Consider the following 17,143-nt stretch of genomic DNA (forward strand, 5'->3'; position numbering starts at 1 on the left):
AATAACAAGGAAACACGGGATGAACACGACCACCCGCAACGCCCTGGGCGCCAGCTGCGCCCTCGCTCTCGCCTGCTCGGCCCTGGCCGGCTGCGCCAAACCGACGGCGGCGGCCACGCCGCCCGCCCAATCGATGCATCTGGACGACGGCAGCATCACCGTCGACAAGATGTCGCCGCTGCGCCAGCGCCTGCAGATCGCGCACGTGCAGGAACAGGAAATCGCCACGCAGACGGAGGCGCCGGGCAGCATCGAAGCCATGCCGGAAAAGCTGGTGAAAATCACGCCGCCCCTGTCGGGCCGCATCACGCGCCTGCAGCGCGCCCTGGGCGACAGCGTCAAGGCCGGCGATGCCCTGTTCACCCTGGATTCGGCGGAGCTGAGCGCCGCGCACGCGGACGATAGCAAGGCGAAATCCGCCCTGCTGCAGGCGCGCCAGGAACTGCAGCGCCAAAAAACCCTGTTCGAGGCGGAAATCGCCGCGCGCAAGGATTACGAGGCAGCCCAGGCGGCCTTCGAGCAGGCCAATAGCGATGCGCAGGCCACTGCCGACAAGCTGGCCCAGTACGGCGCCAGCGCCGGCGGCTCGCGCCGCGACTACGTCCTGCGCTCGCCGATCGCCAGCACCGTGATCGCCATGGAAGGCGCCCAGGGCGGCTACTGGAACGATATCAACGCGCCCGTCATGACGGTGGCGGATCTCTCCACCGTGTGGCTGTCGGCCAACGTGGCCGAAAGGGACCTGGCGCAGGTGGCCGTCGGCCAGGCGGCCCGCATCACGCTCGACGCCTGGCCCGGCAAAGATTTTGAGGGCAAGGTCGCCTATGTAGGCGCCGTGCTCGATAGCGAGACGCGCACCGTCAAGGTACGCGTGGCCATCGACAACCGCAGCGGCATTTTCAAGCCGGGCATGTTCGCCCACGCCGGTTTCGCCGGTGCCACGCGGCGCGGCCTGATGGTACCCGCAGCGGCGCTGCTGCAAAGCGGCTTGGTGACGCGCGTGATGGTCGAACGCGGCCCGCTGCGTTTCGAGGCGCGCGTGGTGCAGGTGGGCGCCAGCCGGGGCGACCAGGTGGAAATCGTCTCCGGCCTGAAGGCGGGCGAACGCATCGTCATCAAGGAAGGAGTACTGCTCAATGGTTGATCGTTTCATCGCCACCTGCTGCCAGCGGCGCGGCATCGTCTGGCTCGTGCTGCTATTCGTTGCCGCCTACGGCGTGTATTGCTGGAAGCAGCTGCCCATCGAAGCCTATCCCGACATCGCCGACGTTACCTCGCAGATCGTCACGCAGGTGCCGGGCCTGGGCGCCGAGGAAATCGAACAGCAGATCACGATACCGCTGGAGCGCGCCCTGCTGGGCACGCCCGGCATGCATGTGCTGCGCACGCGCAGCCTGTTCGCGCTGTCGCTGATCACGGTCGTGTTCGAAGATGGCAGCGATGGCTACTTCACGCGCGAGCGCTTGCAGGAGCGCCTGGCCAGCGTGAACCTGCCGTACGACGCCAAGCCCGGGCTCGATCCCTACACCTCGCCCACAGGCGAAATCTACCGCTACACGCTGGAATCAACAACACGCTCCCTGCGCGAACTGTCCGAGCTGCAGTTCTGGACGGTCATCCCGCGCCTGCAAAAAGTACGCGGCGTGGCTGACGTCAGCAATTTCGGCGGCCTGACGACGCAATTCATGCTGGAACTCGATCCAGCAAAACTGGACAGCTACGGCCTCTCGCTGGTGCAGGTGAAGGACGCCATCAACGCCAACAACATCAGCGGCGGCGGCAGCGTCATCGACCGCGGCCAGCAATCGTACGTGGTGCGCGGCGTGGGCTTGCTGCATTCGCTGGGCGACATGGGCAACGTCGTCGTCAGCAGCAAGGATGGCGTACCCGTGCTGGTGCAGGACCTGGGCAAGCTCGCTTACGGCAACGTGGAGCGGCGCGGCATCCTCGGCAAGGACAACAATCCCGACACCATCGAAGGTATCACCCTGCTGCTGAAGGATTTCAACCCGTCCGAGGCGCTGGCGGGCATCCATGCGGCCGTGGACGATCTGAATGACAATCTGCTGCCGAAAGACGTCAAGGTGGTCGCCTACCTGGATCGCAGCGCGCTGATCGACGCCACCCTGCACACGGTCAGTTATACCTTGGGCGAAGGCATGCTGCTGGTCGCGCTGGTGCTGCTGCTGTTCCTGGGCAGCCCGCGCGCGGCCGCCATCGTCGCGCTGACGATTCCGCTGGCGCTGCTGATCGCCTTCATCTTCATGCACCATTTTAAAATTCCCGCCAACCTGCTGTCGCTGGGCGCGATCGACTTCGGCATCCTCGTCGACGGCTCCGTGGTGGTGCTGGAAAACATGCTGCGCCGCCGTGAACGGGAACAGGAGCGGCCCCTCACCGTGCAGGACGCCATCGACGCCACCCTGCAAGTGGCGCGCCCCATCATGTTCGGCATGGCCGTCATCATCGCCGCTTATTTACCCCTGTTCGCCTTCCAGCGCATCGAATACAAGCTGTTCTCGCCGATGGCGTATGCGGTCGGTGCGGCACTCGTGGGCGCGCTGGTGGTGGCGCTGGTGCTGATACCGGGCCTGGCCTGGCTGGCATTGCGCAAGCCGCGCCGCACCTTCCATAACCGCGTGCTGGAACAGCTGGCGGCAGCCTATGGCCGCTTCCTCGAGCGCATGGTGGGCAAGAAGCGCTGGGTGGCGATGGTGTGCGCAGGATCGCTCGCAGCGCTTGCCATTCTGGGCGGCAGCATCGGGCGCGACTTTTTACCGTACCTCGATGAGGGTTCCTTGTGGCTGCAAGTGCAGATGCCGCCCGGGATCACCCTGGACAAGGCGTCCGAGATGGCCAGCGAACTGCGCCGCGCCGCGCTGGAATTCCCGGAAGTGTCGACCATCGTCACGCAGACGGGGCGCAACGACGACGGCACCGATTACTGGACGCCGTCGCACATCGAGGCCAGCGTGGGCCTGCATCCCTATAAAAGCTGGAAGTCGGGCATGAACAAGCAGCAGTTGATCGGCAAAATGAGCGAGCGCTTCGCCCGCATGCCCGGTGTCACGGTGGCCTTCATGCAACCGATGATCGACGGCGTGCAGGATAAATTGTCGGGCGCGCACAGCGACCTGACGGTGAAGATCTTCGGCGACGACCTCGACGAAGTGCGCGCCATCGCCGGCAGGGTGGCCAATGTCCTGAAGACTGTCCCTGGCGCCTCCGACGTGGCGGTGGACGTGGAGCCGCCGCTGCCCAACCTGAAGGTGGAGCTGGACAGGGCCAAGGCGGCCCGCTACGGCATCAACGCGGCCGACGTGGCCGACCTGATTTCCACCGGCATCGGCGGCGCGCCCATCGGCCAGGTCTACGTGGGCGAGAAAAGCTACGACATCGCCGTGCGCTTCCCGCCCGCCACGCGTTCCAGCCCGGACGCCATCGCCAACCTGAAACTCACGGCGGTGAATGGCGCGAAGATCCCGCTGGCGCAGGTGGCCAGCATCAGCACCACCTCGGGCGAGAGCGTGATCGTGCGCGAGATGGGACGGCGCCACATCATCGTGCGCCTGAATGCCCGCGGACGCGACCTGGCCGGCTTCCTGGCCGAAGCGCGCCCGCTGGTGGCGCAAGCCGTCGCCGACGAGCACCAGCGCATCGGCGTCGAATGGGGTGGCCAGTTTGAAAACCTGCAGCGCGCGCAAAGCCGCCTGGCCATCATCTTGCCGATGACCCTGGGCGCCATGTTTTTGCTGCTGTTCGGCCAGTTCCGCAACCTGCGCCAGCCGGCCCTGGTCTTGCTGGCCGTGCCGCTGGCCATGCTGGGCGGCCTGGCCGCGCTGCACCTGCGCGGCATGACCTTGAACGTGTCAAGCGCCGTCGGCTTCATCGCCCTGTTCGGCGTGGCGGTATTGAATGCCGTCCTGATGCTGGCGCAGATCAACCGTTTGCGCGCCGACGAAGGCCGCAGTTTGCGCGACGCCGTGCTGGAAGGGGCCCGCGACCGCATGCGCCCCGTGCTGATGACGGCCACCGTGGCCGCGCTGGGCCTGACACCGGCCATGCTGGCAACAGGCCTGGGCAGCGACGTGCAGCGCCCGCTCGCCACCGTCGTGGTGGGGGGCCTGGTGACGGCGACCGCACTGACCCTGCTGCTGTTGCCGGCCCTGTATTACCTGATCGAAGCGCACCTGCAAAAACGCCAGACCGATACCGAAGGAGAAACCCATGACACGTTTTAATCTGCTGCTGGCAGCCTGGCTGATCGCCCCCTGCGCCTTCGCCGCGCCCCTGACCTTCGAGACCTACCTGAGCGCCGTGGAAACGCACAGCCTGGAGCTGAAAGCGCAGAACGAGAGCATCGGCTCGGCCAGGGCCGGCATCGGCATCGCCGGCCTGCGCCCCGATCCGGAATTGACCCTGGGCGCCGCGCGCGAAACGCCGCGTGCGATCGAACGCCGTCCCATTACCTGGACGCCGGCCATCAGCATGGCCATCGAGACGGGCGGCAAGCGCGCCGCGCGCTTAAAGGCGGCGCAGAGCAATGTCGCGCTGGCCGAAGAAACGGTGGCCGGCTTCAGGAGCGAACTGTATGGCGCGGCCGCGGCCGCGTTCACGGAAGCGTGCCGCACGCGCGAGGTACTGGCGCGCAAGGAGCACACCATGGAGGCCCTTTCGAAAGTGGTCGAGGCGAACGTGGTGCGGCGCAAGGCGGGCGACGTGGGCGGCATCGAGCTGCTGCAGTCGCGCGTGGAACGCGACCAGTTCCAGGCCGAACTGGCACAGGCACGCAGCGAGGCGCAGGGCGCCATGCTGGAACTGTCGCCGCCGCTGGGGCGCCAGCTCGACGCGCTATTTCCCGAAGCGCAGCTGGCCTGCGACTTCACCGCCTTTGCGGGCGGCGAAACCGGCACCCTCGTGCCGCAGGCGCTACGCGAACGCAGCGATGTGCGCATCGCCCGCGCCACGCTGGACAATCTGCACGATGGCGCGGCGCTGGTGCGCGCCAACCGCTCCGTCGATCCCACCGTGACGCTGGGCCTGGCCGCCGTGCGCGGCTACCACGACGGCATCGATGCCCATGGCGCACCGGTGGAAGGGTCGCCCCGTTCGCGCGCGCTGTCCATCTCGCTGGCCATCCCCATCCCGCTGTCGCGGCGCGACAAGGGCGACGTGGTGCAGGCCGAGGCCGGCGTGACGCAAGCGATGCTGGCCTTGCGCCAGGCCGAGTTGAAAGCGGAAACGGACGTGCGCGCGGCGCAGCTGCATCTGCGCACGGCGCAGGAGCGGCTGGCGCGCTACCGCGACGGCGTGCTAGCCGATGCGCAAAAGGTGGTTGACGGCATCGGCCTGTCCTACTTCAGTGGTAATGCCTCGCTGCTGGAATGGCTGGCCGCGCAGCACTCGGCCGACGACGCCTGGCAGGGCTATCTGCAGGCGCGCGCCGACGTGGCTATCGCCAGCACGCAGCTGCAACTGGCCATCGGCCAGCGGCCCACCCTGTAGCGGGAGGTAAGTATGACAGCCTCGCACCAGCGCACGCCGTCGCGTGCCTCTCGCACCATCTCGCGTCAGTTCGTTGGTGAATAACGCGGAATTTGTCGCCGAGCGGGGGGCGTGATGACATCGTGCAAATCGCCGTCCTAGCCAAAACTGAAACGCGTCCCGACGCGCAGCAGCACCTGCTTCGTCAGACGCTGCAGGGTCGGCTCGGCATGCACGGCCACCAGCCATGCGCCACACAGGGAAAAGAGCAGCGCGCCGCCCAGCGCGACCCAGCGCCCGGCACCGGCTTGCACCAGGCTGCTCATCAGTTGCGCGCCCGCCACCTGGTGCAGCAGGTACAAGGGAAATGTCATCATGCCGGCCGTTTTCAACAAACGCAAAAACCACTGCGGCAGCGCGTGCACGCGATGATTCTTGCGCACGGAAAGCACCACCCAGACCACCGCCCCCAGCCAGAACAGCACTGGCGTCCAGGCTGAAAAGACACTGCCCGTCGTCTGGTTCGTCGCCGCCGCAGTGAGGGCAATCTGCAGGCAGCCGGCGACGCAAAAGAATACGCACCACAGCTGGTTTTCGCGGCTGCGGTGCTTGACCAGCGCCAGCCACAGAAAAATGCCGAGCGCAAAGAAGATACCGTGATGTACCAGCAACAATGCCAGGATTCTGGAGCGGCGCAATTGCTGCATCAGCTGGGCGAATGGCCCTGCATCCCCGACGCTCGCCATCCATGCAATCAGCCAGAACAGGGCGCTGACCAGGCCGACAACAATGGCGAGGCGGTTGATCCAGACAAATTTCCCGCGCAAGACCAGCAGGAAAACGAGCGAGTAAAAGACGATTTCGATGCCCAATGTCCAATAGGCGTAATCGATCCACGGCGCGACCGGGATAAACAATACGCTATGCAAATAAGCCCGCAGCGTGTGGTAGACACTCAATTCGCCGCCGATCAGCACAGCTACAAGGGTCGCGCTAGCGCATATCCATACGCCGGGCCCGAGGCGCACCACACGACTGACCAGAAACGCATACGCGCCTGCCCGCTCGCCGGAAAACGCGATCACAAAGCCGGAAATGACAAAGAATATTTGCACGCCGACCCAGCCGAAATGGGTAGAGGAAAACAGTTCAGGGAAGGAAATCAGATGCTGCAGGCCGGGCGAGGAAACGGGCGACGGATTGACCCAGAACCAGAAACCGTAGTGGTAGGCCACCACCAGCATGGCGGCAATGAAGCGCAGCGCATCGAGTCCGATGACATGACGGGGATTAAGCTGGGTGCGATTATTCATTAGCCGTGCATCTTATTAAAATATAGTACACGGATGGTAACATTACAACATGTCCGATTGATTATAAATTGGATAACTGTTGTCCATGCGCCTCATCCTGCCTTCCAACTGGCAGCAGCGCGAGCGAGACGATATGTTGTCGACCAGAAACGGTGTCACGCCGGAGCTGCGGGCAGTGGCGACGCTACCTGCCAGGGCAGATTGCAGGCGCGCTTATAGCGGGAGGGGGAAAGGTAGAACGAAGAGATGCCGGCGCGGCGGTGCCGCACCGGTCGTCAGGAACGGGCAATTATTGCGGCTGGGCAGGAGCGTCGCCTTCGGCGGCCGGATCAGCGTCAACGTCGGCGTCGGCGTCGTCCGCTTCCGGCTCATCGCCCTCGCTGCCATCGGCAGCCTTGGGATTGTTTTTCGCTTCCAGCTTGCGCCTGGCTTTTTCCTCGGCTTTCTTCTTCTTTTCCAGCTCTTTTTGCCGTTTTTCGTATTGGAAATTTGTCTTGGCCATTTACTACCTCTTTAGTTTTTAGATGTTACAGATAAGCACATAAGACACATTATGACGTAATTGGACCAAACACCAAATATTTAGCCTCGCGGATGATGCTGCGCATGCAGCAGTTTCAGCCGTTCGCGCGCCACATGCGTGTAAATCTGCGTGGTGGAAATATCGGAGTGTCCCAGTAACAATTGCACAACACGCAAGTCCGCGCCATGGTTCAGCAAATGCGTGGCGAACGCGTGGCGCAGGGTGTGCGGCGACAGCGGCGCCGTGAGGCCGGCGTTCAGCGCATGTTTCTTGATGATGACCCAGAACATTTGCCGCGTCATGGCGCCCCCGCGCCGCGTGACGAACAGCGCATCGTCCATCTGGCCATCGAGGATGACGCCGCGCGCCTCCTTCAGGTAGCGCTCGATCCACAGCCGCGCCTGCTCACCAAACGGCACCAGCCGCGTCTTGCTGCCCTTGCCCGTGATGCGCAGCACGCCATCGTTCAGGCTCAGTTCGACGGATTTCAAGTCCACCAGTTCCGACACGCGCAAGCCGCTCGCATACATGAGTTCCAGCATGGTGCGCTCGCGCAGGCCCAGCGGCGTGCTCACGTCGGGCGCCGCCAGCAGCGCTTCCACCTGCGCTTCGCTCAGCGTGTGCACGAAGCGCGCTGGCTGCTTGGCCGAGACCATCTTCAGGCACGGGTCAGCGGCGATATGCCTGTGCCGCAAGGCCAGCTGGTAAAAGCGCTTGAGCACGGACAGGCGCCGGTTCGACGACGTCGCCTTGCTCTCGTCGTGGCGGGCGGCGAAATACGCTTCGATATCGGCCGTGGACACCTCGTACAGGCCCTCACGCCCGGGCCGCGCCACTTCCAGCCAGCGCGCGAACAGACGCATGTCACGCCGGTAAGCGTCCAGCGAGTTTTTCGACAGGCCGTCTTCCAGCCACAGGCTGTCGCAGAATTCATCGATCAGGGTGGCGTTATCGGGCGCCAGCAGGCTGTTCATCATAGGTAAGCCGCCACGCCTTCATGCGCCAGCAGCCAGCGCTTCACGCCCAGGTGAAAGCCGCTGGCATCGTCGTGATGGGCAAAGCCGCCCAGGCCGCCAGCGGCCGTGACCCGGTGGCAAGGTATGACCACGGGATACCAGTTGGCGCCGCAGGCCTGGCCCACGGCGCGCGGCGCCGAGCCGATCAGGCGCGCCACGTCGCCATAGGTGCGCACCCGGCCGCGCGGGATGCCGGCAATCGCCGCCCATACGCGTTGCTGGTAGGCGCTGCCCAGTTCGGCCAGCGGCAAGTCGAACGGCGCATCGGGGTCGCGGAAATAGCGCGCCAGTTGCACGCACGCGCGCTCGGAGACGGCATCCTGCGCCGCCTTTTCGGCGAAGTGCGGCGGCAGGTAGACCAGTTCACGCAACTGGCCATCCCGCGCGCGCACCCCCATGGCACCGAACGGCGCGGCCACGATGGCACTGAACAGTTCACTGTCCTGTTGTTTTTTCATCTGCTGATCATTATTCAAGTGTGGCAAATATACAACCTGCAGGCACACGATGGTGCACTCTGGCGATTATGCACCGTCTTCGGACAGGTGGGCGGACGTTTCCCGCGCACGAAAAAAAAGCGCACCAATCGGTGCGCTTCAAATATTGCTTCACGTTCCCGGTCGTTTGGGTCCGCCGGTGCCGGCTTGTGGCGGCAGACAGCGATGACTCAACAACTTCTGTGAAACGTGTGTCTCCTCAATATATCCCCGGTATCAATACCGTTTTTATAGACTACTCCCCCACCAACCTTGTTGCCAATTCTGTATTTCAGCCTTGCTACCAGGGCGTATAAGCAACTACGTTTTCCCCCTTAAGGCTGCCCATCATAGCGCATTTATTCGGCCGGATCGACTTTTTTTGCACCATGACGGGGACAACTGTTTTAGTTGTAAATTAAATTTGGCAACCACAGCGAGATTTGTGGTACGTAGGTAATCAGCATCAGGAAGGCCAGCATCGTCAGCAGCCATGGCATCACGGCCACGGTCAATTCGGAAATGCCCATCTTGGTGATGCCGGACGCCACGTACAGATTCAGGCCCACGGGCGGATGGCACATGCCCACCTCCATATTGACCACGATCAAGATGCCGAAGTGCACAGGATCGATGCCCAGCTTCATGGCGACGGGGAACAAAATCGGCGCCATGATCAGCACGATCGATGACGGCTCCATGACGTTACCCGCCAACAACAACAGCACGTTGACCACCAGCAAGAAGCTGATCACGCCCAAGCCCTTGCCCGTGATCCACTCGGCCATCGCTTGCGGGATGTTTTCGCTGGTCATCAGGAACGAGAACAGCACGGCGTTCGTGATGATGTACAACAGCATCGCCGACATGGCGGCCGAATCGAGCAAGACCTTGCCCACTTGCTTGATCTTCAAGTCCTTGTAGACGAAGACGGCGATGATGAAGGCGTACACGGCAGCCATGGCGGCCGCTTCCGTGGGCGTAAACGCGCCCGAGTAGATGCCGCCCATGACGATGACGATCAGCAGCAGGCCCCAGGCGCTCTTCTTGAAGGTGACGAAGCGTTCGCCCCAGCTAGCCTTCTTCATGCGCGGATAGTTGTGCTTGCGCGCCAAAAACCACGTGGTCAGGCCCAGCAGCATGGCCAGCATCATGCCGGGAATCACGCCCGCCATGAACAGCTTGCCCACCGAGGTGTTGGTGCTGACCGAATACATCACCATCACGATCGACGGCGGTATCAAAATGCCCAGCGCGCCCGAGGTGGTGATGACGCCGGCGCCAAAACCGCGTGGATAGCCCTGCTTGACCATGGCCGGCAGGATGATGGAGCCGATCGCCACCACGGTGGCGGGGCTGGAGCCGGAAACGGCGGCAAACAGCGCGCACGCCATCACGCCGGCAAGCGCCAGACCGCCATGCCAGTGGCCTACCATGGAGCTGGCGAAGTTGATCATGCGCCGCGCCACCCCGCCATGCGTGAGGAAGTTACCCGCCAAAATGAAGAACGGAATGGCCATGATCTCGAACTTCTCGATGCCCGTAAAAATCTTCAGGGCTACCGATTCGATAGGTACGCTGGTCATGGTAAACAGGAACGTGAGCACCGTCAGGCCCAGCGAAATGGAAATCGGCATGCCGGTCAGCATCAGCGCCAGCAGCAACACAAAAATAATCAGCGCGTTCATGCCTTGGCTCCTTTTTCTTCTGCCGTCAATTCCTCTTCCAGCCCCTCGACATGCGAGTGGTCGTGTTTGGGCAAGGCGCCCGTCTTGATAAAATGCACCATCACCTGCAGGAAGCGGAAGCACATCAGGTAAGAACCGAGCGGCACGGCCAGGTAGACCAGCCACATCGGCACTTCCATGTCGGCCGAGGTTTGGTCCGTGTGGCCGATCGACCACACGAAGCTGGCGCCCAGGGTACCGACGATGCCCGTAAACAGGGCGCCGGCACCGAGGCCGAAGACGACGAAACGGTCGCGCCAGCGCGGGTTCATGCGGTTGATCAAGACGTCGACGCCCACGTGGATGCCGGTGCGCACGCCATACGCGGCGCCGAACTTGGCCATCCAGACGAACATATAGATGCACAGTTCCTGGGCCCAGCTGGTATTGATTTGAATCAGGAAGTCTTGCACGACCGGTATCGGCAAGCCTGCCAGGTAGCGGTGCACGACCGCGACGAAGATGATGAAGGTGGCTGCGCCCATCAGGGACGCGATCAGCCACTCTTCCAGGTGATCCAGAAATTTCATGGTGGACTTTCAAAGAATGCGGGTACGCTGGCACCCGCGCAGGACGCGCAGGTGCCGTTGCTACAGAAAGACAGGATGTCCCTGACAGCCGCGCCGGGTGGCGCGGCCAGCGCAATTACTTCGCGCTTTCCTTGTTGATGGCCGAGATCAGATCCTTGCCGATGCGCCCTTCCATGGCCTTCTGCACGGGCGCCAGGGCCTTGCGCCACTCGGCCTGTTCCTGCACCGTCAAGGTATAGATCTGCGTCTTGCCCGATTTCTTGATGGCCTCGAGGGCCTGGTCGTTGTCGCGCTGGGCGATGGCTTTTTCAAACGTGGTCGCTTCGCGCATGGCTTTTTCCAGCTGGCCGCGGATATCGGGCGGCAAGCCATCCCAGAATTTCTTGTTGACGATGACGGCATAGCCCAGGTAACCGTGGTTCGATATGGTCACGTGCTTTTGCACTTCATGCATCTTTTGCGTGTACATATTCGATGGCGGATTTTCCGTGCCGTCGACCACGCCCGTCTGCAGCGCCTGATACACTTCCGAGAAGGCCAGTACCTGCGGATTGGCGCCCAGCGCGCGCATTTGCGCATCGAGCACCTTCGACGACTGGATGCGCAACTTCAAACCCTTGAAGTCGGCCGGGTTGTGCAGCGGCTTGTTGGCCGACATCACCTTGAAGCCATTGTCCCAGTAAGCCAGGCCCGTGATACCCTTGGGTTCCAGCTTCTTCAGCAGGCTCTTGCCGATTTCGCCTTCGGTGACGTTGTACAGCGCCGTCTTGGTGGGGAAGATGTAAGGCAGGTCGAAGGCTTCGAATTCCTTCACGCCCAGCGGGCCGAACTTGGCCAGCGACGGCGCCAGCATCTGCACGGCGCCCAGTTGCAGCGCTTCGAGTTCTTCCTTGTCCTTGTAGAGCTGGCTGTTCGGGTACAGTTCAACCTTGACCTTGCCATTCGTGGCTTTTTCGGCCAGCTGCTTGAAGCGCTCGGCGGCCTGGCCTTTCGGCGTGTCGGTCGCCACGACGTGGCTGAACTTGATGACGATGGGGGCTTGCGCATAAGCGTGGACGCCGGCAGTGGCGCCGATGGCTGCGCACAGCGCGACGAACATGGTTTTCATCTGCATTTTTGTCTCCTGGATGGTTTTTGAAAAAAACTTTATTATTTGTCTACTTCAATATTGTGCCAAAGAAACTGTCCCGGCTATTGTGGTTAACCACAATAGCCAGCTCCCGATAAGCCGCTACCCTGCCAGCCATGCCGACTCCCCCCACCCTTGCACGCCGCTTCAAGCTATCGAGCCCGATGCGCTGGCTACTGCCCGTCATCCTGCTGCTGCTGTTCCTGTCCATCCTGTTCTGGCTGCCCTGGCAGGCGCGCCAGATGGAAAGCAACGAGCGCCAGGAGCAGCTGATCGCCGACACCCTGTGGGTGGAGCAAACCATCCGCTTCCAGCTGGCGCGCAACGAGGAAAGCCTGTTCAACCTGGGTGTGGACATCGCCAGCGCCTCGCTGGGCGCGGAAAAAGTGCACGAACGGCTGCAGCAGATGTTGCGCAATGGCCGCGAATTGCAGCGCGTGCTGTGGCTCGACACCAGCGGCAAGGTGCTGGCCAGCAGCGACAGCAATCTGCCGCACGCGCTGGCGTTTTCACCGGCTTCACTGACGGCGGCCGACAATGCACGCCGCCTGCACCGGGGCCAGTACGCCCAGCCTTCGCAGCAAAGCGGTTTTCCCGACGCGCCGCCGGGCGCCATGCTGATGGATTACCACCAGCCCCTGTTCGATGGCCAGCGCTATGTGGGCAGCCTGGTGGCCACCTACCAGATCAGCAGCCTGCTCGATGAAATGGTACCGTGGTGGTTTGCCCAGGATAACCAGATTTCGCTGATCGACCGCGACGACAAGGTGCTGGCGCGGCGCGCCGCCGCCGGTCCCGGCCACGGCGTGTACACGCACAAGCGCGCGCTCGACGTGCCCGGCGCCACCATCATCCTGTTTACCGACAGCGTGAAAAGCCAGCCCAAGCTGCTGCCCAATTTGCTGGTCGGCTCCGTCATCGCCCTGTCGCTGGGTTTGCTGTGGAGCTTGCTGGCACTGTGGCGGCATATTTCGCGCCGCCTGGTGGCTGAAGGGGCGCTGCGCCAGCAGATGCTGTTTCGCACGGCGATGGAAAACTCGCTGGTGACGGGCATGCGCGCGCGCGACCTGGAAGGAAGAGTCACCTACGTGAATCCCGCCTTCTGCCAGATCGTCGGTTATCCGGCCGAGGAAATCCTGGGCCGTTTGCCACCCATGCCCTACTGGGTGCCGGAAGCACTGGAGGAGTACCAGCAGCGCTTCGTCAAGGCGCTGGCCGGCAATCCCACGCCGCAGTTCGAAACCTATTTCCAGCGCCCCGACGGCACGCGCGTGGCCGTGCTGATCTTCGAAGCGCCGCTGGTGGACAAGAACGGCAAGCAGACAGGCTGGATGGGCTCCGTGCTCGACATCTCGGACCGCAAACGGGTCGAGGAACTGAATCGCCAGCAGCAGGAAAAACTGCAAACCAGTTCGCGCCTGGCCACCATGGGCGAGCTGGCCTCGATGCTGGCACATGAACTGAACCAGCCGCTGGCGGCCATTTCCAGCTACACGACAGGGGCCCTGAATTTGATCCGCCGCGCCATCGAGCACGACGCCCCCGTCGATCCGAACACCCTGAAGCCGGCGCTGGAACAGGCCAGCGCGCAGGCGCAGCGGGCCGGCCAGATCATCCGCAGCGTGCATGATTTCGTGCGCAAGAGCGAACCGCAGCGCCAGGATATCGCCATCCGCACCGTGATCGACGGCATCCGTGCGCTGATCGAGCTACAGGCACGCAAATACTATGTCACCATCCAGGAAGAGCTGCCGCCGGACCTGCCGCTGCTGCGCGCCGACCCCGTGATGATCGAACAAGTACTGCTGAACCTGACGCGCAACGCCATCGAGGCGATGCAGGACGCGGCGCCCGGACGGCGTATCATGCGCCTGCGGGCCAGCCACGACGCGCAGCAGGGCATGGTGACGGTGGACGTGATCGACCATGGCCACGGCATTGCGCAGGACGTGGCCGAGCGGCTGTTTTCGCCGTTTTTCTCGACCAAGTCCGAAGGCATGGGCATGGGCCTGAACATCTGCCGCACCGCGATTGAATTTCACGGCGGCGCGCTGACCTTCGGCGCCAACCCCGCTGGCGGTACGATCTTTACATTCAGCGTGCCGGCCGCGCCGCGCATTCAGCACCAAGCACTAACCGATAACCAATAACGACGAGCCGGAGACACCATGCTACACATCATCGACGACGAAGAGGTCGTACGCGACTCGCTGTCCTGGCTGGCCGCCTCGCGCAGCATCGACGCGCGCATCTACGCCAGCGCCCAGCAATTCCTCGATAGCCTCGACGGCAACTTCGACGTCGCCGGCGACTGCGTGCTGCTCGACGTGCGCATGCCCGACATGAACGGCATCGCCCTGTTCGACCAGCTGGTCAAGCGCGACCTGACGGCGCGCCTGCCGGTGATTTTCCTCACCGGCCACGGCGACGTGCCGATGGCCGTCGACAGCCTGAAACGGGGCGCCTTCGATTTCTTTGAAAAGCCGTTCAACGACAACGACCTGATGGACCGCGTGCAGCAGGGCCTGGCCAACTCGCGCCAGGCGGGCGAACTGGCCGCCGTGCACGCGCGCCTGGCTACCCTGTCATCGCGCGAACGCGAAGTGCTGGACCTGATTTTGGCGGGCAAGATGAACAAGGTGGTGGCCGACAAGCTGGGCATCAGCATGCGCACCGTGGAAGTCCACCGCGCGCATATCTTTGACAAGATGCAGGTCAAGACGGCGGTGGAGCTGGCGGGGTTGTTGAAGTGATGCTGCGGGTGATGTCGGATTACGCGGCGCTAATCCGACCTACGATCTCATTCGCAGCGTAGGTCGGGTTAGGTGATGTTGGATTACGCGGCGCTGACGCGCCGCTAATCCAACCTACATTGCAATGTAGGTCGGGTTAGCGCAACGCGCGTAACCCGACACCACCACAATCACCACCACCACCACCGCCACCGCCACCGCCATCACTCATCATGATGCTCGTGATGCTCCGCCGCCCCATGCTTCCAGTAACTGGCCACATGCAGGTGCTGCTTCGGCACCCCGGCGTCGATAAAATACCCGCGCAAGCCCTGCACCTGCGCATGCTCGCACGCCACCCACACATAGCCGTCGCCCTCAGACGGCAGCGCGACCTTCGCCAATTCTTCCAGTAACAAGGGGCCGCTGCGGCCATTGCGCGCCACCCAGCGCACGTCCAGCTGCGCGGCGCACTCGAGCGTGATCTGTTCGCCGTCTTCGACGATTTCAATCACGGCCATCGCCCGTGCTGTGGCCGGCAACTGCTCCAGGCGACGGGCAATCGCCGGCAAGGCCGTCTGGTCGCCCACCAGCACATACCAGTCGAAATCAAGCGGCACCAGCATCGAGCCGCGCGGTCCGCCCACGCCCAGAGTCTGGCCGGGCGCGGCTTGCGCCGCCCACAGCGATGCAGGGCCATCGCCATGCAGTACAAAATCGATTTCCAGCTCGCGCCGCTCGGCGTCATAGCGGCGCGGCGTGTAGTTGCGGGCGATGGGACGCGCGCCTGGCGCATACTGGATCGGGTTGGCGCCATTGCCCAGCACGGGGAACACGGGAGTAGCCTGCCCCGGGGCGGGGAAGAACAGTTTTACGTGATCGTCGTGCGCCGGCGAGACAAAACCGTCCAGGTCGTCGCCCGCCAGGGTGATGCGGCGCATGTGCGGCGTCAGTTGCTCGGTGCGCACGACGGTGAGCACGCGCAGTGTCAAGTCATGCCGCACGCGCTCGATGGCGTGCGGGCGTGGCGTTGCAGGTGATGCGTTAGTCATTGCTTGTCCTTGTAAAGTGGGCTCAGTGACCATCGACGATGGCGTTCGCCGCCTGTTCCAGCACGGCGGAGACGCGCTCGGCTTCGGCGTCGCTCCAGCTGCTCTTGTTCAGCAACAGCGCATGCTTGAGCGTGTGCATGGCCTGGCGCACGCGCTCGGGCAAGGCGTTTTTCGCCTGGACGCGGGCAAACATGTCGAGGCGGGCCAGGATGCCGTCCACCTGGGCACGGTTCTCGTCGAGATACGCGCGCCCCAGCTCCGTGATCGTATAGAGCTTCTTGCCGCTGGCGCTTTCGGAGGACGTAACATGGTCCTGCTCTTCCAGCAAGGTCAGGGTCGGATACACGGCGCCCGGACTGGGGGCGTAGGCGCCGCCGCAACGCTCTTCGATGGCCTTGATGATTTCATAGCCGTGGCGGGGGCTGATTTCGATCAGCGCCAGCACGATCAGCGGCAGGTCGCCGCGGCCGAAGACGCGCTCGGCCCGCTCACCGCGACCTCGTCCACCGGGGCCACCGGGGCCGCCATAGCCCATGCCGTCGCCGCGCTCGTCGAAACCGCGCGGACCACGGCCGTGCATGAAGTATTCGTGGCGGTGTTCGCCGTGATGGTGGTGGTGATGTTGGCCGCAATGGCCGTGTTCTGCGTGATGTGAGTTTCTCATGTTTTCTCTTTAAAGATATATCGTTAGTAGGTATCGCCATTTTATAACGATATATCGATAAGTCAAGGAGAAATTTGTTATGCTCTCCTTTTCCCACTCCACACGCCCATGCCATGCCTGACAAAACCGCCTTTGAGAAAATGGTTGTGAAAAATGCCAAGGCCCTGGCCGTGCTCAATGACGGCAGCGAGCATGCGGCCCTGCTGGCGCAGTTGCCGGCGGAGCGGCTGGCACGGGATGGTGAAAATGCCGACTGGCTATTGCTGTTCGCGCGCAGCCGTGCGGAACTGGAGCAGTATCTGCCGCTGGCGCAGGCGCGCCTGGCGCCCGGCGGCGCGGTCTGGGTGGCGTACCGCAAGGGCGGCGCGAAAGCGGGCAGCGACATCCACCGCGACGATATCCGCAGTTTTGCGCAAACGATAGGGCTCGACAGCGTGGCGATGGTCGCCATCGATAGTGAGTGGTCGGCGCTGCGCCTGAAACAAGTTTAAACGCAG

15 protein-coding genes are annotated in these 17,143 nt (G+C 63.2%); 6 read left to right on the forward strand and 9 right to left on the reverse strand.

Annotated features, from left to right (window positions below; all coding sequences use genetic code 11):
• Positions 1–19: 19 nt before the first annotated feature.
• The 3 genes from C8C92_RS24445 to C8C92_RS24455 are packed head-to-tail and all read left to right on the forward strand — an operon-like array spanning position 20 to position 5,505.
• A complete protein-coding gene (locus C8C92_RS24445; protein ID WP_116745485.1) occupies positions 20–1,144 on the forward strand; it encodes an efflux RND transporter periplasmic adaptor subunit in 1,125 nt (374 codons plus the stop codon).
• Positions 1,137–4,241: a CusA/CzcA family heavy metal efflux RND transporter gene (locus C8C92_RS24450; RefSeq protein ID WP_116745486.1), complete on the forward strand. Its 3,105-nt coding sequence runs from the start codon at positions 1,137–1,139 to the stop codon at positions 4,239–4,241. The genes C8C92_RS24445 and C8C92_RS24450 overlap by 8 nt, the downstream gene beginning before the upstream one ends.
• Positions 4,228–5,505: a TolC family protein gene (locus C8C92_RS24455; protein ID WP_116745487.1), complete on the forward strand. Its 1,278-nt coding sequence runs from the start codon at positions 4,228–4,230 to the stop codon at positions 5,503–5,505. Before C8C92_RS24450 ends, C8C92_RS24455 begins: the two co-directional genes overlap by 14 nt.
• Before the next feature lie 137 nt (positions 5,506–5,642).
• Here the strand turns inward: C8C92_RS24455 and C8C92_RS24460 are convergent, their stop codons facing one another.
• From C8C92_RS24460 to C8C92_RS24490, 7 genes are all read right to left on the reverse strand, one after another.
• Complete coding sequence (locus tag C8C92_RS24460) at positions 5,643–6,797, reverse strand: acyltransferase (protein ID WP_116745488.1); 1,155 nt, start codon at positions 6,795–6,797, stop codon at positions 5,643–5,645.
• Between the two features lie 289 nt (positions 6,798–7,086).
• On the reverse strand, positions 7,087–7,299 hold the full coding sequence (locus tag C8C92_RS24465) for a hypothetical protein (RefSeq protein ID WP_099762243.1): 213 nt from the start codon (positions 7,297–7,299) through the stop codon (positions 7,087–7,089).
• Between the two features lie 80 nt (positions 7,300–7,379).
• Positions 7,380–8,294, reverse strand: coding sequence for a site-specific tyrosine recombinase XerD (gene xerD, locus C8C92_RS24470; protein ID WP_207781109.1), 915 nt, complete (start codon positions 8,292–8,294; stop codon positions 7,380–7,382).
• Positions 8,294–8,794, reverse strand: a complete 501-nt coding sequence (locus C8C92_RS24475; RefSeq protein WP_116745489.1) for a methylated-DNA--[protein]-cysteine S-methyltransferase — start codon at positions 8,792–8,794, stop codon at positions 8,294–8,296. Before C8C92_RS24475 ends, xerD begins: the two co-directional genes overlap by 1 nt.
• Before the next feature lie 425 nt (positions 8,795–9,219).
• Complete coding sequence (locus C8C92_RS24480; protein WP_116745490.1) at positions 9,220–10,500, reverse strand: TRAP transporter large permease subunit; 1,281 nt, start codon at positions 10,498–10,500, stop codon at positions 9,220–9,222.
• Positions 10,497–11,069, reverse strand: a complete 573-nt coding sequence (locus C8C92_RS24485; RefSeq protein ID WP_116745491.1) for a TRAP transporter small permease — start codon at positions 11,067–11,069, stop codon at positions 10,497–10,499. Before C8C92_RS24485 ends, C8C92_RS24480 begins: the two co-directional genes overlap by 4 nt.
• Positions 11,070–11,184: 115 nt before the next feature.
• Positions 11,185–12,183, reverse strand: coding sequence for a TRAP transporter substrate-binding protein (locus tag C8C92_RS24490; protein WP_099762239.1), 999 nt, complete (start codon positions 12,181–12,183; stop codon positions 11,185–11,187).
• A 179-nt stretch (positions 12,184–12,362) separates the two neighbouring features.
• Here C8C92_RS24490 and C8C92_RS24495 point away from each other — a divergent pair, with 179 nt between their 5' ends.
• Together C8C92_RS24495 and C8C92_RS24500 are read left to right on the forward strand one after the other, a co-directional pair.
• Positions 12,363–14,348 (forward strand): PAS domain S-box protein, encoded by a 1,986-nt coding sequence (locus C8C92_RS24495; RefSeq protein WP_099762238.1) that lies wholly within the window; start codon positions 12,363–12,365, stop codon positions 14,346–14,348.
• A gap of 18 nt (positions 14,349–14,366) precedes the next feature.
• Positions 14,367–14,951, forward strand: coding sequence for a response regulator (locus tag C8C92_RS24500; RefSeq protein WP_116745492.1), 585 nt, complete (start codon positions 14,367–14,369; stop codon positions 14,949–14,951).
• A gap of 203 nt (positions 14,952–15,154) precedes the next feature.
• On the opposite strand, the gene C8C92_RS24505 is transcribed toward C8C92_RS24500, so the two are convergent.
• On the reverse strand, positions 15,155–15,982 hold the full coding sequence (locus tag C8C92_RS24505; RefSeq protein WP_116745493.1) for a siderophore-interacting protein: 828 nt from the start codon (positions 15,980–15,982) through the stop codon (positions 15,155–15,157).
• 22 nt (positions 15,983–16,004) lie between these two features.
• Positions 16,005–16,646 carry a PadR family transcriptional regulator gene (locus C8C92_RS24510; RefSeq protein WP_116745494.1) on the reverse strand — a complete coding sequence of 214 codons (642 nt, stop codon included), beginning with the start codon at positions 16,644–16,646 and terminating at the stop codon, positions 16,005–16,007.
• Positions 16,647–16,792: 146 nt separating this feature from the next.
• Here C8C92_RS24510 and C8C92_RS24515 point away from each other — a divergent pair, with 146 nt between their 5' ends.
• Positions 16,793–17,137 (forward strand): DUF3052 family protein, encoded by a 345-nt coding sequence (locus C8C92_RS24515; RefSeq protein WP_165829540.1) that lies wholly within the window; start codon positions 16,793–16,795, stop codon positions 17,135–17,137.
• Positions 17,138–17,143 lie beyond the last annotated feature (6 nt).

It is taken from the genome of Janthinobacterium sp. 78 (genome assembly GCF_003096775.1).
GTDB lineage: Bacteria > Pseudomonadota > Gammaproteobacteria > Burkholderiales > Burkholderiaceae_D > Janthinobacterium > Janthinobacterium tructae.